The sequence below is a fragment of the Luteolibacter sp. genome (assembly GCF_058122085.1).
The window spans coordinates 29,588-51,525 of sequence record NZ_JBIKBQ010000006.1; the positions used below are offsets into that span (position 1 = coordinate 29,588).

The window sequence follows — 21,938 nt, forward strand, 5'->3', positions numbered from 1 at the left end:
ATTTCCTCCTCTTCTGGCTCCGCCTCCAGCTCGACTACGATCTGATGCGCGCCGAGCACGAGAATGGCGAACGAATCCAACGCGAGGTCCAGCCACATGCGGCGTGACCGGACAGAAACACTCGTTTTCCAACCAAATAAAGACCCTTGAATTTCGGCATCTTGTAAATTACATATTTACGCATGCCGACTGCTACCACCATCAGCACCACCGACGCGGCACGCCACTTGGGTGACTACCTCGCAAGGGTCAAACACAAAGGCGAGCATTTCCTTCTCACGAAGAACGATCAACCAATCGCTGAACTCTCGCCAGCCAGCGGGTCCCGCCGCGCCACCTGGGGGGAATTGGTGTCTGCCGTCGCCCGTCTGCCACGCGATCCCATGTTCGCGGATGATCTTGAAAAAGTGAACGAGGCCGACCAACCCGCCGCCAATCCATGGGCCTGATTCTCGATACTTCCGCTCTGGTGGCTTGGGAACGTGCCGAGAATGCCGGACAAACCCTCGCCCTCGACAACGGCGAGGAACTGGTGATGCCCGCCGTGGTGTGGGCCGAGGCCCTGGCCGGCGTCCGTCTGGCCGATTCCGCCGCCCGGGCCGCCCGCCGGATGGCGCGCCTCGAAGCCTTGCGCCGCGTGATGGGCATCGAGCCGTTCACCGCCGAAACCGCCGAACACCATGCCGATATCTTCGCCGAGTTGACCCAAAGCGGCACGATGATTCCCCAAAACGACATCGCCGTGGCCGCCACCGCGCGTTGTCTGGGATGCGGCGTCCTCGTCGGCCCCAAGGATGAAGCCAATTTCCGCCGGATCGCGGGCCTCGAAGTCCGGGTTTTAACCGCGAACTGAGCCCCCCCATGAAAAAATCCTGCGGCCGCCAGCACCCCCGTTGGCAAGTCATCGGCTTCCCTCCTGACAGCCGGGACTTTCATGATGCCTTCTGGCCGAAACTCCGCGAGGCCGACTTCGCCCGCCGCCGCGCCTACGATTGGCGGGCCGCGCTCCTCCTCATCCAACAAGGCGTCACCGAATTCGCCACCGTCAACGAAAAGGACTTCCGCGACTGCGGCTTCCAGCGGGTCTGGAATCCGCTGAGCGGATGGTTCTTGCTACGGGCGGAATCGCATGTCACATGACTGACCGGTCATGAACGACATTTTCTCGAAGAACGGGGTTTCGCTTGGCCGGATGCAAAGTCTGGCAAAGGTGGTGCGGGAGGGGACAATCACTCTAGCGGCCAAAGGGGATGCCAATGCGCAGAGCCAGATCAGCGGAGACATCAAGGAGCTGGAAGAAGTGCTGGGCTTGAATCTGCTGGACCGGATCAAGAAGCCCTATCCTCCAACGGTCGCGGCTCAACGGTTGGCCGACGCCTACGAGCGCTTCGTGCGCGAGGTGAAGGAGGTTTCCGCGGAGGCGGGGGGATTGCAGCTGCCAATCACCGTGGGTGCGGGCGAGGTGGTGATCCGGGAATTTTTGATTCCGAAGATCGGCAGGCAGAGCAAGGGCAAGCAGCCGGTTTCCTGGGTGATGCGCAATCTGACGTGGCGGAAGATTCAAGAAGGACTCGCAGCGGAACGGCTGGACGTGGGGATCGCCTCTGGACTTGAAGCAAGTGGGAATGTGGCAGTGGTGGACCTCGAAAGCTACGGGTTCAAGTTGTTGCTGCCAGAGCACGAAACACCGGATAAAAGCGGTTGGAAACGCCTGACGGATCTGCCGGTGGTCGTGCTGGATGGCGATGGAAAGTTCCGGCAGTTCCTCGCGGGCTGTGAGCGTGAGCACGGAGTGAATCTCAAGATCGGAGCCGAATGCACCAGCTACCCGCAGGCTGCCGATCTGGCGGAGGTGGCAGGCTGGGCGGTGTTTGTGCCGGAGTATTGGTGGCGGCGGCGCAAGGAATGGGCGGCGCGGACACAGAAGCTACCCGGGCTGGAACAACACCAGCGGAAGTTCCAACTCGGCTGGAACCGGAAAGTCGCTGAACGCCGGCCGGAGGTGGCGAAGCTGGTGAAGGCGCTCGGGGGGATGAAGTGACGCCTGGAGTCAAACTGAATTGTCCCCAACTGCGTTCCGCGCGGAGTGGGATGCCCATTGTAAAAAATCCCCCTGTTTTTCACGCGCGGCCCGTGATTCATTCCCGCCATGCAACCGCGCGACCTTGATCCCACTCCCGAACTCCTCTCCCCCGCGGGAAACTGGGACTGCGCCCGCGCCGCCGTCGCCGCCGGGGCGGATGCCATCTATTTCGGCCTGCCGCGCTTCAACGCCCGCCTGCGCGCGGATAATTTCATCGATGCGGATCTCAATGAGCTCATGGAATACCTCCACCGCCACGGCGTGAAGGGATTCGTGGCGATGAACACCCTCATCTTCACCAGTGAAATGAAGACAGCCGAGGAGCAGCTCCGCAAAATCGCCGCCGCCGGCGTGGACGCGCTCATCATCCAGGACCTCGGCCTCGCCAAGCTCGCCCGCGAAGTCGCGCCGAACGTCGAGCTCCACGCCTCGACCCAGATGACCATCACCTCGCCGGAAGGGCTCGCTTTCGTCGAATCGCTCTTTTCGCTAGAAAGAGCCGTCCTCGCCCGCGAGCTTTCCATCAAGGAAATCGAGCGTTTTCAGGCTTCTTCCGTGGAGACGAAAACCCCGCTCGAAGTGTTCGTCCACGGCGCGCTCTGCGTCGCTTACTCCGGCCAGTGCCTGACCAGCGAGTCGCTCGGCCAGCGCAGCGCCAACCGCGGCGAATGCGCGCAAGCCTGCCGCATGCCCTATGAAATCGTGGTCGATGGCGAGACCCGCGAGCTCGGCGCGGTTCGCTATTTGCTCAGCCCGCAGGATCTTGCCGCCGTCGATCTCGTCCCCGACCTCGTCCGCGCCGGGGTGAAATCCTTCAAGATCGAAGGCCGCCTCAAGTCGCCCGAATACGTCTCCGCCGTCACCCGTGTCTATCGAAAAGCGCTCGATGCCGCGATGGCGGAAACCGAATCCCCGATCACCCCGTCCGACCGCTACGAGCTGGAAATGACCTTCTCCCGCGGCCTCAGCACCGGTTGGTTCGCGGGCACCAACCACCCGTATCTCACTCACGGGAAGTTTGGCAAAAAGCGCGGCCCGCTGCTCGGCACCATCACCGAATGCGGCCCCGGCTGGATCCGGCTCGGCGAACTCACCGGCGTGCCATTCACCGCCGGCGACGGCGTCGTCTTCGATGCCGGCGAGAACCGCGACCTCGAACAAGGCGCTCGCATCTGGGTGATCGAGGGCGACCGCCTCATTTTCCACCTCACCTACAGCGGCATCAACTTCGACCGCATCAAGCCCGGTCAGACGCTCTACAAAACCTCCGATCCCAAGCTCGACTCCGAGCTCCGCCGCTTCTGGCAGAACTCCCGCCCCGCCGAGAAAAAGACGCCGCTCCACCTTGTTGTTAGCGGCAAGACCGGCGAACCCATCACTGTAGCAGCGGTCTGTGACCGTCTGTCTTTCTCCGCGTCCTCCACCCTCCTGCTCGAACCCGCCGCGAAACACCCGCTCGGCACCGAAAAGCTCGTCGAGCAGCTCGGCCGTCTCGGCGATTCCTCGTTCGAGCTCGGCACGCTCGACAACCAGCTCGAAGGAAACTGCCACATCGCCGTTTCCGCGCTGAACCAACTCCGCCGCGCCTTGGTGAAACAGCTGGAGACCGCCGCCGCGATCAAGCCGGTGCTGCCGAAAATCACCACCACCTATCAGGACCTTCTTCCTTCGACGTCCGATGTTGGAAGTTCGACGTTCGATGTTCCCACCCTCTCCGTCCTCTGCCGCACGCCCGGCCAAGTCGCCGCCGCCCTCGAATGCGGCGTGGAGACAATTTACTGCGACTTCGAAGACCCGCGCCGCTACAAGCAAGCCGTCGCCCTCGTCCGCTCGGGGAATTCCCAAATCCACCTCGCCACCCCGCGCATCCTCAAACCCGGTGAGACGGGCTATTTGAAACTCATCGAGAAAGCCGAACCCGACGGACTGCTCCTCCGCAACCTCGGCGCGCTCCACTACTACAAAGACCGCCACGACCTGAATAAAATCGGCGACTTCTCACTCAACGTCGCCAACCCGATCACCGCGAAGCTCCTGATGGAAAACGCCGCGCTCGACTACCTCACGGTTTCCTACGACCTCAACATCGGCCAAGTGCTAGAGCTGCTCCACAGCGCGCCGCCCGAGTGGTTCGAGCTCACGCTGCACCAGCACATGCCGATGTTTCACATGGAGCACTGCGTCTTCTGCGTCTTCCTCAGCAGCGGCACCACCTACAAGGATTGCGGCCGGCCGTGCGAAACCCACGTCGTCCATCTCCGCGACCGCGTCGGCCAGCTCCACCGCCTGCAAGCCGATGTCGGCTGCCGCAACACGCTTTTCAACGGCAAGGCGCAGACCGGCGCGCGCTACTACGAGCACCTCCGCGCCACCGGCCTCTCGCGTTTCCGCGTCGAGCTGCTGGACGAGGCCGAGGACGCCGCGAAAACCATCCGTGCCTATCAGGATCTGCTCAGCGGCAAGTCGGACGCCTTCGAACTCCTCAACCAGGTCCAGGCCCTTGAAAAACTCGGCGTCACCGAAGGCACGCTGGCCGAGCATTGACAGGCGCCCGCCGGTCAGATGTAGGAACGGTAGGCGGGATGATAGAGCGACCGGCGCACCGCAGGCTCGATTTCGTCATCCGTGAGGGGAATGCCCGCCAGGCCGGAATGGACGGCTTCCCGCGCGACGGCGGTGGCGATCTTCACGGACACCTCGCGGATGCGGGTGAGCGACGGATAGATCCGGCCGAGCGCGAGGTCTTCATCGGTCACGAGGCCGGCCAGGGTGCGGGCGGCGACGAGAAACATGCGTTCCGAGACTTCCGCGGATTCCACGACCAAGGAGCCCAGACCGACGCCGGGGAAAATATAGACGTTGTTTCCCTGACCGGGAACGAAGGTGCGACCTTCGAATTCGACGGTGGGAAACGGACTGCCACTTGCGAAAATCGCGCGGCCGCCTGACGACTTATAAGCAGCCTCCGCAGTGCACTCCGCCTGGGAAGTCGGATTGGAGAGTGCGAAAATCACCGGGCGTTCGTTGAACTCCGCCATGCGGGCGATGATTTCCGGAGTGAACTTCGCGGGCGTGCCGGAGACGCCGATCAGGGCGGTGGGACGGAGGGTTTCCACCGCCTCCGCCAGCGTGGTCAGCGGCGGATGTGGGTGCGCGTAGGGAATTTTGTGATGGGCGAGTTCCGCCAGACGTTGCTGGACGACCAGGCCCTGGGAATCGACAAACCAGCAGCGCGCCCGCGCCGCGCTTTCTGACAGGCCGGCGTCGCCCGCCGCGGCGCAGAACAAATCGGCGATACCGGTGCCCGCCTCGCCCGCGCCGAGGAACAGGAGCTTCTGTTCCGCGAGCGATTGGCCGGTTTCGCGCAGGGAGGCGATCAGGCCGGCCAGGGCGACGGCCGCGGTGCCTTGGATGTCGTCGTTGAAACTGCAGATCCGTTTCTGATAGTCTCGCAGCAGGTGGAAGGCGGTGGTGTTGCCGAAGTCCTCCCACTGCAAGAGCGCCTTGGGGAAAACGCGCTTCACGGCGGTGACGAACTCGTCGATGAACGCGTCATATTCGCCGCCGCGCACACGCGGCTGGTTCAGTCCCAGATAGGTCGGGCTGTCGTGGAGGTTGCCGTTGTTGGTGCCGACGTCGAGCGTGATGGGCAGGCAGTAGGCCGGATGCAGTCCGGCGCAGGAAGTGTAGAGCGCGAGTTTTCCAACAGGAATCCCCATGCCGAGCACTCCGAGGTCGCCGAGGCCGAGGATGCGCTCGCCGTCGGTGACCACGATCATGCGCACGTCGGTCTGCGGCCAGTGGCGGAGGATCTCGGCGATGCGGCCGCGCTCGCGGATGCTGATGAACATGCCGCGGGGACGGCGGAAAATCACCCCATAGTCGAGGCAGGCCTGGCCGACGGTGGGCGTGTAGATGATGGGGATCATCTCCTCGGGGTGGGTTTCGAGGAGTTTGTAGAAGAGGGTTTCGTTGCGGTTTTGCAGCAATGTCAGGAAGACGTATTTGTCGAGAGGCTCGGGCTGGCGCTGGAAATTGGCGTAGGCGCGGACCAGTTGCTCTTCCAAGGTGAACACCCGCGGCGGCAGCAGTCCGCGCAAGCCGAGGGCGTCTCGTTCCTCTTCCGGGAAAGCAGTGCCTTTGTTCAACAGGGAATTGGCAAGCAGGGCGGAGCCGCGGGGAAACGTGGCGCCACCGGTGGCCTGCAGGCTTGGCGCGTGCGGAGCGGGTGTTTTCACGGCCTGACATTGGAGAGCCCTCGGAGGAATCACAACGCGCCTGCTTCGATATTACACGCAAATCATGCAGTGTGCCCGCTCCGACTCAGCCTTTCCACAGCATCCGCACGCCGAAGAGGACCAGCACGCAGCCGAAGATCCGGGTGAGCGTGTGATTGCTGAGCGAGCGCATCAGGTCGCTGCCGAACCAGGCGGCCACGGCGGAGGCGAGGCCCACGGCGAGGACGATCTTCCAGTTGATGAGCCCGTCGACGCGGGAATTGTTAGCCGTGGCGGCGATGGCGGTCACGATGATGACGGCCATCGAGGTGGCGACGGCTTGCTTGTGCTCGATGCCGAGCGCGAGGACGAAGGCGGGCACCATGACGAGGCCGCCGCCGACGCCGCAGAGCGCGCCTAGCAGTCCGGCGACAAGGCCGATGAGGATGGCGGAAACGAGGAATTTCATCGGCGGCGTTTTGCTTGCGGGGTTGTGGAAATCAGCGCTTGAACGGATTTGAGACGTCCTCAATCCGCCGAGTCGTCAAACCGCGGTTGGGTAAATCAAGATGATCACGCGACGAACCCGCGGGCGGATCGCGAAGATTGCATCAGTCGGTGCCGGTGAGGCGCTGGTTCAGCGCGATCGAGCGGCGGAGGGCGCGCATCACATCAACCAGACCTTGATGGGATGACGCCGCGGTGGCGCAGGCCGGATGATGGTGGGTGTTGCGGCTGATGAAACGGCCGATCTCGGCGTAGAGCTGGCGCATCTGGGTGTCTAGCAATCCGCTTTCCAACCGCAGGATGGAGATCTCCTTGTTGCAGTCGTTGATCACTAGGAAGGCCTCGGAGGCGTGCATCCGGCGGTCCCTTTTCTTCTCGTTGAGCTGCTCGTCCACGAGGTCAACCTTGTCATCGCCCGCTTCGATTTCGGCGCCGATCAGGAGTCGTTGTTTTTTGAGGTCGGAAAATTTGAGTTTGAGATCGGTAAGGCGGCGTTTGACCTCGGCGATTTTCTCTTTGTCCGCCTCCGAGCCTTTCGACTCGTTGGTGAGCACCTCGAGTTTCATCTTGAATCCGTCATAGGCGCGGCGGACTTCGCGGGCTTCGTCGACGATTTCATCGCGCCGCCAGGCGAGGGTTTCGAGTTCGGTGAGCAGGTGGATGCGTTGATCCATCAGCTCCTGATGGACTTCCGGAGTGTTGTTGAGAACGCTGACGCGCTTCTCGTGGGCCTTGTCGAGTTCGATCTGGCAGTCCTCGACTTTTTTCCGGATCAGCTCCTTCTCCTTGATGAATTTCCGCAGGTTCCAGTACTCGACGGAAAGCTCCTCGATGTCCTCGACCTTCTCCCAGATCGCCATCCCGAGCTGTGCCTCGGCCTCGCGCAAAAGATGCGTTTCGCTCACCGCATCCGCCATGCGCTGGCTCCTTCGGAAATAACCGAAAGTCTGCGCGACACGGGCGATGAGATAGCGGGAAGAAGTCATGGGAAATGCAGATTGGCTTATTTGGAAATCTTGCGTTGCAGGCTCTCGATGACGGAGAAGTCTTCAAGAGTCGTCACGTTGCCCGAGATCTTGCCCGTGGAAACGAGTTCTTTCAAGAGGCGGCGCATGATTTTTCCGGAACGGGTTTTCGGCAGGCCGGGAGCGAAGTGGAGATCGTCCGGCTTGGCGATCGCGCCGATGACCTTGCCGACGTGATTGCGCAACTCGGCGCGGAGGGCTTCGGACTCCTCGTAATTCCCCTTCAGCGTGACGAAGGCGGCGACGGCCTGGCCCTTCATTTCGTCCGGGCGGCCGACCACCGCGGCTTCCGCGACGGCGGGGTGGGAGACGAGCGCGCTCTCGATTTCCGCGGTGCCGAGACGGTGACCGGAGACGTTGAGCACATCATCGAGGCGGCCGATGATCCAGAAATTGCCGTCCTTGTCGCGGCGCGCGCCGTCGCCCGCGGTGTAGATGCCGCCGGGGTAGTCCGACCAGTAGGTCTTCTTGTAGCGCTCCTTGTCGCCGTAAATCGAGCGGATCATCGATGGCCATGGCTTGCGAATGACGAGGCGGCCGTCCTGGCCGTTTTTGCATTCGTTGCCCGCGTCGTCGAGGATCGCGGCGTCGATGCCGAAAAACGGCAGCGTCGCGGTGCCGGGCTTGCAAGGGGTGGCTCCGGGAAGCGGGGAAATCAGGATCGCGCCCGTCTCGGTCTGCCACCAGGTATCGACGATCGGGCAGCGTCCGCCGCCGATGTGCTTGTGGTACCAGTTCCAGGCTTCCGGGTTGATCGGCTCGCCGACCGAGCCTAGCAGGCGAAGCGAGGACAGATCGTGGGCGGCGGGAAAATGGTCGCCCGCCTTGATGAAGGCGCGGATCGCGGTCGGCGCGGTGTAGAAAATCGTGACGCCATATTCCTCGACCATTTTCCAGAAGCGGCCGAAATCCGGGCAGTTCGGCGCGCCTTCATACATCACCTGGGTGACGCCGTTAGCCAGCGGGCCGTAAACGATGTAGGAGTGACCGGTGATCCAGCCGACGTCGGCGGTGCACCAGTAAACATCCTCGTCGCGCATGTCGAAAATGTATTTGCAGGTCGAGTAGGTGCCGGTGAGGTAGCCGCCGGAGGTGTGGAGAATCCCCTTCGGCTTGCCGGTCGAGCCGGACGTGTAGAGGACGAAAAGCGGGTGCTCGGAGTCGAAGCCCTTGGCGACGTGTTTCGAGGAAACGCTGGCGACCTCGTCGTGCCACCACGCGTCGCGCTTGGCGTCCATCGAGATTTCGTTTGCGCAGCGTTTGACGACGATGACACGCTTGACCTTGTCGTATTTCGCGAGCGCTTCATCGACCACCGGCTTGAGGGCGACGACCTTGCCGCGCCGCCAACCGCCGTCGGCGGTGACGATGGTGGTGGCGCCGGAGTCCTCGAGGCGATCGACGATGGCCTCCGAGGCGAAGCCGCCGAACACCACGTTGTGCACCGCGCCGATGCGGGCGCAGGCCAGCATCGCGATGGCGGCTTCCGGAATCATCGGCATGTAAATGAGCACGCGGTCCTTGGCCTTGACGCCGTTCTTGAGGAGCACGTTGGCGAAGCGGCAGACGTCCTTTTGAAGCTGGCCGTAGGTGATCACGCGTTTGTCACCGGGCTCGCCCTCCCAGATGATGGCGGCCTTGTTTTTGCGGGGGCCGGCGGCGTGGCGATCCACGCAGTTTTCGCAGACGTTGAGCTTGCCGCCGTCGAACCACTTCGCGTGCGGGGGCTTCCAATCGAGCACTTTGGACCACGGTTTTTGCCAAACCAGTTCCTTCGCCTCACGCGCCCAGAACTTGTCGGGCCGGTCGATGGATTCTTTGTAGAGCTTCTTGTAAGCCGCCATCGATGGGATGCGGGCCTTCGCGGAAAATTCCTTGGATGGCTTGTGGACGGTGTCCAGATCGTGGTTGGAAACGGATTTTTTGGCGCTCATGGGATTCGAAAAATTCAGATGGCGGCACGCATGACGGCTCGTCGTTGCGGGAAACTAGAAAGCTATCGCACGGGCGGCAAGCCGGAAGAATCACGGATTCCTCCCGGTTCTTCGTTATTTCTTCGAAGGCGATTTGCGGGAAACCGTGATCCCGGTCATCGAGGAAATCGAAAACCGCCTCTCCTGGCAGCCGCAACCCAGCTTCCGCTTCGCGAAGATCGGCGACGCCATCGAAGACACCGCCACGCGTGATAAATCGCAGGACACCGATCCCATCACTGTCGAGATCCGGCAGCAGATGGAAGCCTTGCTGGAATCGACCAAGAGCCAGCGCAGGATCACCCCCACCGGGACCGAAATCTCGTGAATCCCATCGTCTTACGCGTCGCTATCATCGCGACGGCGCTGGTCGTCTGGTTCTGGACCCAGAAGCTTATCGCCCGCAAATGCGGCGGCATGACCTGCATCGGCGATGCCGCGCACCAGCTCACCGCGAACCTTCACCTCTACTTTTCCGAAAACGAAAAATCCGCCAACCGAGCGCTGATCATCAGCTGAAATGAGGATCTTGCGCCCTCGAACCGCTCAATCCCGCCTCTTTTTCCTCGGTTCATCCGAGGCTTCGCGCTTTTTCTCGGGCTTCGGATTTCCCAGCAGCATCTGAATTTCCACGGAATTCAAGGCCGCCCAGGCGCCGGGTTCCAAATCGCCGAGCCACAGGGCGCCGATGCGCACGCGCAGCAGCTTGGTTACCTGATAGCCGAGCGTGTCGAACATCACCCGGATCTGGCGCTTCGCGCCGTGATCGAGCACCACCTTGAGGCGGCGGGACGAGAGGCGCTCGATGGATTTCGCCTTCAATTTCCCCTCGGTCGTGAAGACGCCTTCGAGAAACTGGTCGAGGTGGGCGTTTTCGAACGCCTGGTTCGAGGTGACGAGGTATTCCTTCTCGATCGACTTCGACGGGTGCATTAACTGCTGCGAAAGATCGCCGTCGTTGGTCAAAATCAGCAGGCCTTCTGAGTCCATGTCGAGCCGCCCGACGTGGTGCAGCGAGTGCAGCGAGGCTGGTAGCATTGAGTAAATCGTGTCCCGGCCGAGTTCGTCCTCGCGGGTGCAGACGAAGCCGCGCGGCTTGTGGAAGGCGACGATCATCGTCTCGCGCGGAGCCACCCGCTTGCCGTCCACCTTCACGTGGTCGCCGGGTCCGATGCGGGTTCCCATGTTGACGCACGGGCTGCCATTCACCTCCACGCGACCGGCCTTGATGAGTTCATCGCAAGCGCGACGGGAGCCCACGGCGCAGGACGCGAGGTATTTGTTGAGGCGGGTGCCGTCGTTGGTTGCCATGGGAGCTGTAAATACAAAAGGCGCGAACCCGGTGGGATCCGCGCGTTTTAGAAAGTGGTGTCGTCTGAGGAAGAAGCCAGGGGGTTAGCCCTCGTGCTTGGTCTTCGGAAGTCCGACGGGGGACCTGCCGGCTTTCCATTCGCCGCGCTCCTTGAGGAGTTTGACGCGCTCGAAGCGCTTGAGAACGGAACGTTTGCCGCCGACGGTGGCATTGGACTTGAGGCTATTGTGCTTGGACATCTCGGAATGAGGTTAAAGATCGCGGGAGGCGGAAACTAGGGACGGCTTTTCCCCGTGGCAATCCGAAAAAGGGGAAATTTTTCCATGGCGGCGGTCGGAAGCCGCCGCCCCGGTTCACCTCGGTCATTTCACGTCCGGGCTGCGCCCGAATTTTGCCTCGCGTAAAACAGGGATGAATGGGATCGGTGATCTCGCTTGCAGATCAACGGATAAGAACTGCTAATCCGTGAGCCGCGACCCCATGTGTCGCCCGTTGGCGCGTTGTGATCTCAATACCGGATCTGCGATTACTCCGCACCAAGTCCCAACTCATCTTCCAGCATCGCGGTGAGACAGCGCGGCGGGTGGTCCATGCAATGCGGAGCGATGGCGATAACCGCATCTAAAGGCTCTTTGTGGAATTCCCGCATGACGGGTTCCGTATCGGCTCCGTCGGTATTTTCCGCGTTCCCCTGCGCTGATTGTTGTCGATAGATCGTGCGCATCAAAAGCAGAAAGCACGCCTCGCGACGGGCCGGGGTAGGCTGTCTTTCGAGAAACGCACGGCATTCTTTTTCAAGACCCTCAAGTGTGTCACCCTCCTTCGCGCTCAGATAGAGCTCCGCGTAGTCGATGAAATCCCGCAGCGGAGCGAGCGCAGGATTTGCCCGCGCATGCCTGAAGAGCTCCGCCGCCGCCGGGCGCGGATCGGGCTTGCTCTGCCAAGAGCGGAACTCCGGGAAATCACTGCAGCGCAGTCACAGCTGGATGTATTCGTCGCGAGCTTCCTTGGGCAGGCCCGGAACTTGATAGAAGAGCGTCAGATCCTCGAACAGATTGGTAAATCCGAGCGCATGGCCGTTTTCCCGCAGAACCAAACTTGCCCCGCCTTGGGAAAATGTTTCGTCGGCGTTCTTTCTTGATCGTTTCCATGCGGCTTCGAACGCGTCGCCCAGCGCGACCATCGCCTGCGCCTTTTCCTGGGGCTGACCTTTTGCGGCCGCCTCTGCCAGTGATGCGAATTCCATGATCCGCTCCCGCGCCTGCGGATCGCCGATGGATTTCGAAGCTCCCGCGAAATCCTCGCCCGCTGCATCCGGCAGACGGAAATAGATCACATCGTTGGCGGCGACCTTTTCCACCCGGACCAGCGCGTTCGCGTCCGGCCAGCGCGCCACCAGCATCTCGCCCGCCCGCACCGCAGACTGCCCGAGCGCGAAGGATTTCTCAGCCCGGAACACGGTGATGCCGTCCTTCGTCGGTGAAATGAGTTTCAGCTCGCGGCGGAAAATCACGTCGTCCCACGACCATTGCCGGAGGTGGCCGCGCGACTTTCCGTCCGCTCCGTAAATCGTCAGCCGCGAAAGCCACGGCAGCCCGGTCTTCCACGGCACGCCGCATTCCGGGGAAATGCGCCATGAATCCACGTGCCGCCGCTTTGCTGGCTTCCCTGGAGCGCGGGTCCGCGCCGACGGGCGATGGCTGGCCGCGGCTGAGCGAGCTGCTGGAGAAGCATTCTGATAGCGCGTTCGGCCGGGCCCACGGTTTCGACTCGATCCGCAGCCCGGAGGATTTCCGCGAGGCGGTTCCGCCGATGAGCTACGAGGAACACCGGCCCTGGATTGACCGCGCCGCAGCCGGGGAAATGCGGGTGCTCGCGTGCGACGAGCCGATCGGATTCGAACGCACGTCCGGCACCTCGTCGCGGGCGAAGTGGATTCCTATCACCTCGGGCCTGCGAGGGGAGTTCGCCCGCGGGCTGGCCGCGTGGTTCGGCGCTTGGAAAATCCGCCGGCCGGAAGCTTTCGAGGGCCGGGCCTACTGGGCGATTTCGCCGCCGGGCATGAATCAGGAAACCACGCCCGGCGGGCTGCCGGTGGGCATGACCAGCGACGCGGCGTATTTCCCGGACGAGATCGGCGGGCGCCTGGCGAAGTGGCTGGTGGTTCCTGAACTGAGCGGGAAAACTGAATCGGTTTTCGAGGAAACGGCGGAATCCTTGCTCGCCACACCTGACTTGAGCGTCGTCTCGGTGTGGGGCCCGACGTTTCTGCTGGGCGTCGATGCCGCCGTGCGCCGCTTGCGCGGCGATTTCACGTGGCGGGAAATCTGGCCGCGACTCGCGCTGGTGAGCTGCTGGGCGGACGCGTCGAGCGCGCCATGGATTCCGCGTCTGCGCGAGCGACTCGGCGGGATTCCGATCGAGGGAAAAGGCCTGCTAGCGACTGAAGGCGTCAGCTCCGTTCCGGATGCGATCGACGGCAGCCCGCGGCTGGTTAGCGAATGTCATTGGCATGAATTTCTCGACGAAGCGGGGGATTTCACCGCGATCCCCGATCTCCAGCCAGGCCGGATTTACGAAGTCCTTCTCACCACTGGCGGCGGTCTCTACCGCTACCGCGGCGGCGACCGCGTGCGGGTGACCGGCATCGGCGCGGACGGCCTGCCGCGGCTCCGCTTCGTGGGGCGCGCCGGAACCGTCTCGGATCTGGTAGGGGAGAAGCTTCATGAGGAGCAAGTCGCTGAGGCGTTAGCCAGCCGCGGGTTTCTGGTGGCCGATCCGGATCGCCCCGGCTACGACCTGTGGCTTGAGGACCCATCGTACGCGGGAGCGGTTGAAAAACAACTGCGCCAGAATCCCAATTTCGACCAGGCGCTCGCCCTCCGGCAGCTTGCTGAGCTGCGGATCCGCCGCCTGCCCGGGGAATGGTGTCTCCGGCTAACGGGCGCGCTTGCCAGGCACCGCGGCTGCCGCATCGGCGATGTGAAACCACCTGTATTGATCACCCGGGAATCGCCGGAGGAGGTGGCGGCATGGCTGGGTTGATATTCCGCCGGGCTGGCGAGGCCGACCACGTGGCGATCGAGGATTTATTCCGGGCACTGCTTTCTGCGGCTCTGGCGGGAAATGACAGCAGGCTGCTATTGCTGTGACTTTCCGCCGCGGATCCGCTCGCTGCCGCGCTTGGCGGGCTGAAGGCGAGGAAGGAATACGGCCGCCATTTCCTTGTGGGCTGGGACGGTGCGCCGCCAGTCTGGAAAGAGCCGTTCGCCTTCGACGCGGCTAGAATCTGACCCGCCCGGGCGGTGGTCCGTTAGGGATTGCCGGGAGCGTCGATTTCCACAGCTCAGAAGTCACGAAGCGGCCCGGCATTCTCGTCTCGCTGCGGGCCAGGGATCTTCACGGCACGCGCGGGAACTTCGAGAAGTCCGGCGGGCGTTTTTCGAGGAAGGCTTGTTTCCCTTCGCGGCCTTCCTCGCTCATGTAGTAAAGGAGGGTGGCGTTGCCGGCCAGGTCGAGCAGGCCCATCTGGCCGTCGCAGTCGGCGTTGAGGGCGGACTTGAGGCAGCGCAGGGCGAGCGGCGAGTGGGCGAGCATCTCGCGGCACCACTGGAGGGTTTCCTTTTCGAGATCGGCGAGCGGCACGACGGTGTTGACCAACCCCATGTCGAGCGCCTGCTGCGCGTCGTACTGGCGGCAGAGGTACCAGATCTCGCGGGCCTTTTTCTGGCCGACGATGCGGGCGAGGTAGCTGGAGCCGAGGCCGCCGTCGAACGAGCCGACCTTGGGGCCGGTCTGGCCGAAGCGCGCGTTGTCCGCGGCGATGGTGAGGTCACAGACGATGTGTAAAACATGGCCGCCGCCGATCGCGTAGCCGGCGACCATGGCGACGACGGGCTTGGGCAGGGAGCGGATTTTTTTCTGGAGGTCGAGCACGTTGAGGCGCGGGACGCCGTCCTCGCCGATGTAGCCGGCGTGGCCGCGGACTTTCTGGTCGCCGCCGGAGCAGAACGCGAGGTCGCCGGCACCGGTCAGGATGATGGCGCCGACTTTCGGGTCCTCGTGGGCGAGGTCGAAGGCGACGAGCATTTCCTTCACGGTTTGCGGGCGGAAGGCGTTGCGCACTTCGGGCCGGTTGATGGTGATTTTGGCGATACTTCCCTCATCGGTGGTTTCGTATCGGATGTCCTCGAATTCGCGCGCGGTGGTCCACATGGCGGGAGCCTGAATGATCCGCCGCCGCCCGGCAATCCGGCAATCGCGGCGATTTTTTAAAGCGCTTTGACACGGCACCCCGGTTTTTGCATGTTCCCGCGCATGCAAGCCATGCAATTCGAGCAATCCGTCGTTTCGATCCTGAAACGCGACAAGAGATTTGACCCGCATGCTTACTTTTTCCTCAAGGACGCGTTGGATTTCACGCTCAAGCGGATCGCCGAGTCCAACGGCGGCCAGGCGCGCCACGTCAGCGGGCCGGAGCTGTTGGCAGGCTGCCGGGATTACGCGCTGGAGCAGTTCGGGCCGATGGCTTCCACGCTGATGACCGAGTGGAGTATCCGCAAATGCCAGGATCTCGGCGATATGGTTTTCAACCTCATCGAGGAGCAGGTTTTCGGGAAACAGGACTCCGACAAAAAGGAGGATTTCTCCGAGGTCTTCGATTTCGAGGCCTCGCTGATCGTTCCCTTCCTGCCGAAAAGCCGGGCAGCGGCACCGAAGCAGGCGCGCCGCTCGCAGCGCGCGATTTCCTAAGCCGCGGGCAAATCCGGTGGCGGCGGCGGCATCGACTTCGGGGCTTTCGGCGTCACGTCCATCCGCACCGCGACGAGTGCCAGTCCCAGCAATCCGGCGGCTCCGCCCCAGCCGACCGTGACCGCAGTCACCAGCCCGAGGATGAACGGAGCGAAGACGAGCAGGCCGATGATCATTCCGCTAGGCTGCACCTCGTAGGCCATGACCGCCAGCCGCAGGCGCGAGCGGGCCAGCGCCAGGCCCATCAGCGAGTAGCAGGCCACCGCCGCGAGCGCGGTGAAATGATAGATCCAGCCGCAGCCGCCGCTTTGCGCGCCGATCCCTAGCAGCGGCGCACCACAGCCGACCGCCATCGACGCGAGAAACAGCACCAGCACCGCCACCCGCACGCCGGTTCTTTTGAACGCCGACGCGCCGATGGCACCCGCGCTGATCATGGCGGAGCCTCCCAACACGGTTCCGGCGCAGGCCGCCTCGTGCCACCACTCGATCCCGCCGACCATGTAGCGCACCACCACGTAGGGCAGCAGCGAAACGAAAGTCAGCGCGCAAAGCCCCCACAGCGTGACGAATTTCCCGAAGACGACTTTCCATCGGTCCAGCTTGGTGAGCAGGAGCAGCTCGTGATTCCCTTCCTCAAGTTCCTGGCCCATCAGGACGAGGCCGCCCAGCGGCATGACGAGCAGGCAGATCGCGGAGACGACCATCCAGAACGGCCCGGACGTCCAGAGCAGCGAGAGGTTCAGCACGCCGTTGTATTCCGAGCTCTCCGCGGCGTGGCCGAGCTGGAATTCGGCGGCCATCGCCACCACGGCGAATAGCTGGATCGCAAGAAACGGATAGACGAAGCTGCCGCGCCGTAAGCTCTGCCGCAGCTCCTTGGACGTCATCGGGTCGAAGCCCTCGGGCAGATCGTTTTTCCAAACCGTTTCCAATGGCGGAAGTCTCTCAGCTTGAATCCACCCGCGCAAGGCTCGACAAAGCCCGCCCGGACTGCTGTTGTCACGGCGATGATGGATGGCTCACTGCTCGTGCTCGGGATCGCCGGACCGGAACTTTCTCCGGAGGAGGCGGCGCTTTTCCGCAAGCTGCAACCGGCGGGCTACATCCTTTTCACTCGCAACATCGTCTCCGCCGAACAGACGCGGAAGCTTACCGACGACCTCCGCGACTTGTCCTCGGAAACGCCGATCATCGCCATCGACCAGGAAGGCGGGCGGGTGACGCGGACCCGCGAAATCGCCCCGGCGGCTCCTTCCGCTCCGGCGCTCGCGGCGAAGGCGGACATGTTGAAAATCGCGGAAGCGGGGGCTTTCACCGGCGACCTGCTGCGCCTGCTAGGTTTCAATCTGGACTTCGCGCCCGTCCTCGATCTCGATCATTTCCCGGAAACCCAGAACGCGCTGCGCGGCCGTTGCTGGGGGCGCGATCCGCAGCGCGTGATCGACTACGCCGGCCACTGGAACCGCTGGCTGCGGAAGCGCTCCATCGCGAGCTGCGCGAAACATTTCCCCGCCTGCGGTCGGGCGCAATCCGACCCGCACCACGATCTGCCCTCGTCGCCGGCGACTCTCGAAGAACTGCTGCGCGAGGACGTGATCCCCTACACCGCGCTGATGCCCGAGCTGGACGCGATCATGCTGGCGCACGTGGAATTTCCTAACATCGACCCGGATTTCCCGGCCTCGCTCTCGCCGCGGATCATCCGGCGCTTCCTCCGCGACCAGCTCGGGTTCGACAAGCACCTCGTGCTAACCGACGACCTCGACATGGGCGCGATCACCACGCGCTACGGCCGCGGCCAGGACGTGAAGCTCGCCATCGAAGCGGGCAACGATCTGGCGCTGATCTGCCACCGCACGGACACCGCGGAGATCGCGGCGCGGGCGGTCGCCGAGCTGCCGCACTGGATGACGGAGGACGCGCGCGAGCGGGTGGAGAAATTCCGCCGCAAGCTCCGCGGGCCGCTCGTCTGGTCGGACAAGAAGTGGCGGGAGACCTGCGAGTCGCTCGCCAAGCTGGCGGCCGAGGTTCCCGAAATCGAGATCACGCAGGCCGGCAGCCCGGTGGCGGATTACTGAGCCGCGTCATTTCCCGAGCACCCAGGAAATGTGCGGGGTGTAGAGGTCGGGCTCCAGCAGGAACGAGTCGTGGCCCTTGTCGGAATGCACGATGATGTGCATGACGTCGACCTTGGCTTCCTCCAGATGCTTCACCAGCTCCGCCTGCTCTTCCGGATAGAAACAGAAGTCGGAGTCGATCGAGAAGACCAGCCAGCGCTGGCCGGCGAGCTGCGCGCGTGCGAACAAGTCGGCGGGAGTTTCCGCGTCGCCTTCCTGGGTCGCGTCGTAGCGCGACCACAGGTCGATGATCCGCAGATAGGTGTTCGCGTCGAAGCGGCGGACGAACTTTTTCCCCTGATGGAGCATGTAGCTCTGGAACTGGTCGCGCACGCGGTACCAGGCGAGCACGTCGTCCGGCTGCACCACGTCCTGCCGCGCGCGGCGCTCGATGGCGTCGAGGTGGACGAAGGTTTTGTGGGAAATCATGCGGGCGAGCACGAGGCCGTAGAGCGGAGCCCCGGCGTCGTAGTAGTCGCCGCCGTTGAAGTGCGGGTCGTTCTCGATGGCGAGGATTTGCTCGAAAAGGATCAGCCGGTTGAGGACGGTGGTTTTGAATCCCGAGGCGATGATGATCACGTTGTGGACGCGCTCGGCGAAGCGGGTGGCGAAGGTCAGCGCGACCAAGCCGCCGACCGACGGGCCGACCACCGCGTGCAGCGCGTGGATGCGGAAGTGATCCAGCAGCGAGGCGAAAACCTCCACCTGGTCCGCCGCGGTCACCGCGGGGAACGAGGAGCCCCAAGGTTTTCCCGTCTCCGGATCGATCGACGCCGGGCCGGTGCTGCCGTAACAGCCGCCGAGGTAGTTCGCGCAGATGACGAAATATTTGTCGGTGTCGATGGCTTTGCCCGGCCCGATCATTCCTTCCCACCAGCCTTCGTGCATTTCCGGCTGCCAGAGTTCGCCGACCCCTTCGATGCTTGGATTGTAGCCGACCGCGTGGTGGGAGCCGGACAGCGCGTGGAAGAGGAAAATCGCGTTGGATCGCGCGGCGTTGAGCTCGCCCCAGGTTTCGTAGGCGAGGGTGATTCCCGGCAGCAGCCCGCCCTCGCGCAGCCTCACCGGGTCGGCGGGGCTTCCGGTTTGGAAAAATTGGGTGCGGGTCGCGGCGGGCATGCGCGGAGCCTAGACGGCGTCCGCCATCGAAGGCAAGGGCGGGAACACCTCTGGGTGGCACTGAGCATGATGGGCAAAATAAGGGGGAGTGGACATTTTGTCCACTTGTCGATGCGCGGCGAAAGCGGAAGCGCGAAGCTCATCTCTTTCTTTTCCCATCGTCCAGGCGGACAAAAATGTCCGCCCCCCTTATGGCAGCCTCTTGCCAGTCGGGCGGGCGACGGCTATCGATCGGGAAATTCCCCGCCCTATGAAATCCGCACTCCTTCTGTCAGTTTCCCTCCTGCTCTGCGCCTGTGGTCCCGCCAACGGCCCGAGCCTTGCCGCTGGAGGTTCCGCGCCGGCGCAAGGCGGTCTCGGCTTCCTGCCGAAAGAGGCGGAGAAGGGGACGTTGTTCACCTACTACCAGCCGAAGGCCCCATCGAAGTGGCGGAACAACTGGACTTCCAAGCTCGATCTCACCGGCGTCTCGTGGAACGACTCGCGGACGGCGACGCTGATTTCTCCCAACCACGTGGTGATGGCCGCCCATTTCACGAGGCCGGCGAACGTCTCGGTGATGTTCCATGACAAGCGGGGCAAGCCTTACGAGCGCTTCATTTCATCGGTGAAAATCCTCACAGGCGCGGGCGACATCGCCGTGGCCAAGCTGAACCTGCCGTTGCCGCCAGAGGTGAAATACTACCGGCTCGCCAGCGCGGGCGACGCCTCCGTCGGCAGGCCGGTCATCGTTTCGGATCAGACGAACACCCTCTCGGTGCACCAGATCGACGCGGTTTCAGGCGGGGTCGTGCGGCTGGGATTCGTCCCCGGACTGAATCCGGTTTATCGGCGGAACCTGATCGTCGGCGACAGCGGAAACCCGTCGTTCTTGTGGAAGAACGGCGAGCTCGTCCTGCTCGAAACGCACACCACCGGCGGCCCCGGAGCGGGTCCGTTTTACGGCGATCCGCAGGTGCAGGCCGCCATCCGCGGAGCGATGGCCGAGCTGGGCCGCTGAGGAAGCGGCCGCGCCGGCCCCGCGATTTCCCGGCATCCGGACTTGGCAGCACCCTCACACCGGGCATTCTCCCCGCGTCCTTCTTCCCCTGTCCCATTTCTGCTTTTCAGTTTTTCAGCTTCTCAGCGTTTACCCAAAGATGTCTCCCGAACAACAACTCGCCCAACTCACCGCCGGCACCGCCAAGGTTCTATCCGAAAAGGAGCTGCTCGAAAAACTCCGCCTCGGCCGCCCGCTGCGCATCAAGCTCGGCGTCGATCCGACCGCCCCGGACATCCACCTCGGGCACACCGTCGCGCTGGAGAAACTCCGCCAGTTCCAGCTTCTCGGCCACCAGGCCGTGCTGCTCATCGGCGACTTCACCGCCACCGTCGGTGACCCGACCGGCCGCTCGTCCACCCGCCCGCCGCTCACCCGCGACGAAGTTCTGGTCAACGCCGCCACCTACACCGACCAGGCCTTCAAGATCCTCGACAAGTCGAAAACCGAGATCGTTTACAACGGCGACTGGTTCCGGAAAATGACCTACGAGGAAATCCTCAAGCTCAACGGCCGCGTCACCCTCCAACAGATGCTCCAGCGCGAGGACTTCCGCACCCGCCTCGACGCCGGCCAGGAAATCCGCCTGCACGAGCTCCAATACCCGATCATGCAAGGCTGGGATTCCGTGGAAATCCGCGCCGACGTCGAGATCGGCGGCACCGACCAGCTCTTCAACATCCTCGTCGGCCGCGACCTCCAGAAAGAGGAAGGCCAGCCACAGCAAGTCGTCATGGTCATGCCCCTGCTCGAAGGCCTCGACGGCGTGAAAAAAATGTCCAAGTCCTACGGCAACTACGTCGGCGTGAGCGACGCGCCGCAGGAAATGTTCGGCAAGCTCATGAGCGTTTCCGACGAGCTGATGGACCGCTACTACCTGCTCCTGCTAGGCGAGGCGCGCGATCCGTCCGGCCACCCGATGGACGCCAAGAAGGCGCTCGCCGAGAGAATCACCAGCCGCTACCACGGCCCCGAGGCCGGCCCCGCCGCCCGCGCCGACTGGGACACCCGCTTCTCGAAAAAAGACCTCGCCGCCGCCGAGCTGCCGGAACTTCCCCTCTCGGATCTTCCCGCCGATCTCACCGTCCTCACCCTCACCGCGCACGCCTTCCAAGCCGCCTACGGCCTGGAGAAATCCAACGGCGAATTGAAGAAGCAATTCATCACCACCGGCTCCGTCCAGCTTAACGGTGAGAAACTCACCGATCCCAACGCCGCCATTTCACCGGCCGCCGGCGATGTTCTGAAGCTTTCGAAAAAGCACGCGGTGAGGTTTGTCTGACCTCAACAACGAGGCTCCGCCGCCGCAGCGAAGCCCGCGACGGCCACGCCTGTAGCGGCGATCGCTACAATGGAGGTCAGGGGGACTCATCCGGGCGAATTCCCGAGAGACGGGTTCCTGCCATCAGTTGTTGCTTGGCAAGAGCGCTTCCTTTGATGAACAAGATCACCAGACTCAGGGAAAGGAAACATGTCGACAGGAAGGAACCCGCGAGCAGCGGGAGCACAGCTTCGGCGGGTCTGAAAATAACCTCACAGGCATAGGGTGATGGTTTGAAATCCAGCACTTCATACAATCCAAGTGAGGAGCCGAATAAACCGATCATCACCGGAAGAAGCGCACAGGGCAGGAGTAGTTGGAAATGGAATGAAGGCTGTTTCCTTAAAACCCAAAGGCCACAAATGAAAAGAAGTGAGGCGGACCCGAAAGTTCGACCACGGAGGGGCTAAACTAAGCTGGTGTGGTGGGGCGCGGGAAAGAGATAGGTGATCATGGATTGGGGATCAAGG

Annotated in this window: 24 protein-coding genes; 12 read left to right on the forward strand and 12 right to left on the reverse strand. The window is 63.0% G+C overall.

Translation table 11 applies throughout. The features are described from left to right. Nucleotides 1-182: 182 nt before the first annotated feature. The 5 genes from AC4DF4_RS01845 (at nt 183) to AC4DF4_RS01865 (ending at nt 4,627) form a co-directional block, all read left to right on the forward strand. Nucleotides 183-449 (forward strand): type II toxin-antitoxin system Phd/YefM family antitoxin, encoded by a 267-nt coding sequence (locus AC4DF4_RS01845; RefSeq protein WP_490046408.1) that lies wholly within the window; start codon nt 183-185, stop codon nt 447-449. Next, nucleotides 440-853: a type II toxin-antitoxin system VapC family toxin gene (locus AC4DF4_RS01850; RefSeq protein ID WP_490046409.1), complete on the forward strand. Its 414-nt coding sequence runs from the start codon at nt 440-442 to the stop codon at nt 851-853. The genes AC4DF4_RS01845 and AC4DF4_RS01850 overlap by 10 nt, the downstream gene beginning before the upstream one ends. Before the next feature lie 8 nt (nt 854-861). Next, on the forward strand, nt 862-1,140 hold the full coding sequence (locus AC4DF4_RS01855; RefSeq protein WP_490046410.1) for a hypothetical protein: 279 nt from the start codon (nt 862-864) through the stop codon (nt 1,138-1,140). Between the two features lie 10 nt (nt 1,141-1,150). Next, nucleotides 1,151-2,041 (forward strand): LysR substrate-binding domain-containing protein, encoded by an 891-nt coding sequence (locus AC4DF4_RS01860; protein ID WP_490046411.1) that lies wholly within the window; start codon nt 1,151-1,153, stop codon nt 2,039-2,041. A gap of 108 nt (nt 2,042-2,149) precedes the next feature. After that, complete coding sequence (locus tag AC4DF4_RS01865; RefSeq protein WP_490046412.1) at nt 2,150-4,627, forward strand: U32 family peptidase; 2,478 nt, start codon at nt 2,150-2,152, stop codon at nt 4,625-4,627. 14 nt (nt 4,628-4,641) lie between these two features. On the opposite strand, the gene AC4DF4_RS01870 is transcribed toward AC4DF4_RS01865, so the two are convergent. From AC4DF4_RS01870 to acs, 4 genes are all read right to left on the reverse strand, one after another. After that, a complete protein-coding gene (locus tag AC4DF4_RS01870; protein WP_490046413.1) occupies nt 4,642-6,321 on the reverse strand; it encodes an NAD-dependent malic enzyme in 1,680 nt (559 codons plus the stop codon). Nucleotides 6,322-6,406: 85 nt separating this feature from the next. After that, the gene (locus AC4DF4_RS01875) at nt 6,407-6,769 is read right to left on the reverse strand and encodes a sulfite exporter TauE/SafE family protein (protein ID WP_490046414.1); all 363 of its coding nucleotides are present in this window, start codon (nt 6,767-6,769) and stop codon (nt 6,407-6,409) included. A 142-nt stretch (nt 6,770-6,911) separates the two neighbouring features. After that, on the reverse strand, nt 6,912-7,793 hold the full coding sequence (locus AC4DF4_RS01880) for a hypothetical protein (protein ID WP_490046415.1): 882 nt from the start codon (nt 7,791-7,793) through the stop codon (nt 6,912-6,914). 17 nt (nt 7,794-7,810) lie between these two features. After that, on the reverse strand, nt 7,811-9,766 hold the full coding sequence (gene acs / locus AC4DF4_RS01885) for an acetate--CoA ligase (protein ID WP_490046416.1): 1,956 nt from the start codon (nt 9,764-9,766) through the stop codon (nt 7,811-7,813). 145 nt (nt 9,767-9,911) lie between these two features. Here acs and AC4DF4_RS01890 point away from each other — a divergent pair, with 145 nt between their 5' ends. Together AC4DF4_RS01890 and AC4DF4_RS01895 are read left to right on the forward strand one after the other, a co-directional pair. Beyond that, on the forward strand, nt 9,912-10,133 hold the full coding sequence (locus AC4DF4_RS01890; protein WP_490046417.1) for a hypothetical protein: 222 nt from the start codon (nt 9,912-9,914) through the stop codon (nt 10,131-10,133). Next, complete coding sequence (locus AC4DF4_RS01895; protein WP_490046418.1) at nt 10,130-10,324, forward strand: hypothetical protein; 195 nt, start codon at nt 10,130-10,132, stop codon at nt 10,322-10,324. The genes AC4DF4_RS01890 and AC4DF4_RS01895 overlap by 4 nt, the downstream gene beginning before the upstream one ends. A gap of 27 nt (nt 10,325-10,351) precedes the next feature. On the opposite strand, the gene AC4DF4_RS01900 is transcribed toward AC4DF4_RS01895, so the two are convergent. From AC4DF4_RS01900 to AC4DF4_RS01915, 4 genes are all read right to left on the reverse strand, one after another. Beyond that, on the reverse strand, nt 10,352-11,116 hold the full coding sequence (locus AC4DF4_RS01900) for a pseudouridine synthase (protein WP_490046419.1): 765 nt from the start codon (nt 11,114-11,116) through the stop codon (nt 10,352-10,354). An 84-nt stretch (nt 11,117-11,200) separates the two neighbouring features. Then, nucleotides 11,201-11,356, reverse strand: coding sequence for a small basic protein (locus AC4DF4_RS01905; RefSeq protein ID WP_490046420.1), 156 nt, complete (start codon nt 11,354-11,356; stop codon nt 11,201-11,203). Nucleotides 11,357-11,643: 287 nt separating this feature from the next. Continuing rightward, on the reverse strand, nt 11,644-11,841 hold the full coding sequence (locus AC4DF4_RS01910) for a hypothetical protein (RefSeq protein WP_490046421.1): 198 nt from the start codon (nt 11,839-11,841) through the stop codon (nt 11,644-11,646). 252 nt (nt 11,842-12,093) lie between these two features. Next, nucleotides 12,094-12,729: a hypothetical protein gene (locus AC4DF4_RS01915; protein ID WP_490046422.1), complete on the reverse strand. Its 636-nt coding sequence runs from the start codon at nt 12,727-12,729 to the stop codon at nt 12,094-12,096. Nucleotides 12,730-12,752: 23 nt separating this feature from the next. Here AC4DF4_RS01915 and AC4DF4_RS01920 point away from each other — a divergent pair, with 23 nt between their 5' ends. Next, entirely contained in the window at nt 12,753-14,162 is a 1,410-nt protein-coding gene (locus tag AC4DF4_RS01920; protein ID WP_490046423.1) for a GH3 family acyl-acid amido synthetase, read from the forward strand. A gap of 354 nt (nt 14,163-14,516) precedes the next feature. Here the strand turns inward: AC4DF4_RS01920 and menB are convergent, their stop codons facing one another. Continuing rightward, entirely contained in the window at nt 14,517-15,332 is an 816-nt protein-coding gene (gene menB / locus AC4DF4_RS01925; protein ID WP_490046424.1) for a 1,4-dihydroxy-2-naphthoyl-CoA synthase, read from the reverse strand. Nucleotides 15,333-15,434: 102 nt separating this feature from the next. On the opposite strand from menB, the gene AC4DF4_RS01930 reads away from it, so the two are divergent. Then, nucleotides 15,435-15,869 carry a Minf_1886 family protein gene (locus AC4DF4_RS01930; RefSeq protein ID WP_490046425.1) on the forward strand — a complete coding sequence of 145 codons (435 nt, stop codon included), beginning with the start codon at nt 15,435-15,437 and terminating at the stop codon, nt 15,867-15,869. Here AC4DF4_RS01930 and AC4DF4_RS01935 read toward each other — a convergent pair. Beyond that, the gene (locus tag AC4DF4_RS01935; protein ID WP_490046426.1) at nt 15,866-16,804 is read right to left on the reverse strand and encodes a hypothetical protein; all 939 of its coding nucleotides are present in this window, start codon (nt 16,802-16,804) and stop codon (nt 15,866-15,868) included. The genes AC4DF4_RS01930 and AC4DF4_RS01935 overlap by 4 nt on opposite strands. A gap of 18 nt (nt 16,805-16,822) precedes the next feature. On the opposite strand from AC4DF4_RS01935, the gene nagZ reads away from it, so the two are divergent. Further along, nucleotides 16,823-17,950 carry a beta-N-acetylhexosaminidase gene (gene nagZ / locus AC4DF4_RS01940; protein ID WP_490046427.1) on the forward strand — a complete coding sequence of 376 codons (1,128 nt, stop codon included), beginning with the start codon at nt 16,823-16,825 and terminating at the stop codon, nt 17,948-17,950. A 6-nt stretch (nt 17,951-17,956) separates the two neighbouring features. Here nagZ and metX read toward each other — a convergent pair whose 3' ends face one another. Then, nucleotides 17,957-19,108, reverse strand: a complete 1,152-nt coding sequence (metX, locus tag AC4DF4_RS01945; RefSeq protein WP_490046428.1) for a homoserine O-acetyltransferase MetX — start codon at nt 19,106-19,108, stop codon at nt 17,957-17,959. A gap of 250 nt (nt 19,109-19,358) precedes the next feature. On the opposite strand from metX, the gene AC4DF4_RS01950 reads away from it, so the two are divergent. Both AC4DF4_RS01950 and tyrS read left to right on the forward strand, forming a co-directional pair. Further along, on the forward strand, nt 19,359-20,108 hold the full coding sequence (locus AC4DF4_RS01950; protein ID WP_490046429.1) for a trypsin-like serine peptidase: 750 nt from the start codon (nt 19,359-19,361) through the stop codon (nt 20,106-20,108). 139 nt (nt 20,109-20,247) lie between these two features. Further along, nucleotides 20,248-21,429, forward strand: coding sequence for a tyrosine--tRNA ligase (gene tyrS, locus AC4DF4_RS01955; RefSeq protein ID WP_490046430.1), 1,182 nt, complete (start codon nt 20,248-20,250; stop codon nt 21,427-21,429). A 76-nt stretch (nt 21,430-21,505) separates the two neighbouring features. Here the strand turns inward: tyrS and AC4DF4_RS01960 are convergent, their stop codons facing one another. Continuing rightward, nucleotides 21,506-21,754, reverse strand: coding sequence for a hypothetical protein (locus AC4DF4_RS01960; RefSeq protein ID WP_490046431.1), 249 nt, complete (start codon nt 21,752-21,754; stop codon nt 21,506-21,508). Between the last annotated feature and the right edge of the window lie 184 nt (nt 21,755-21,938).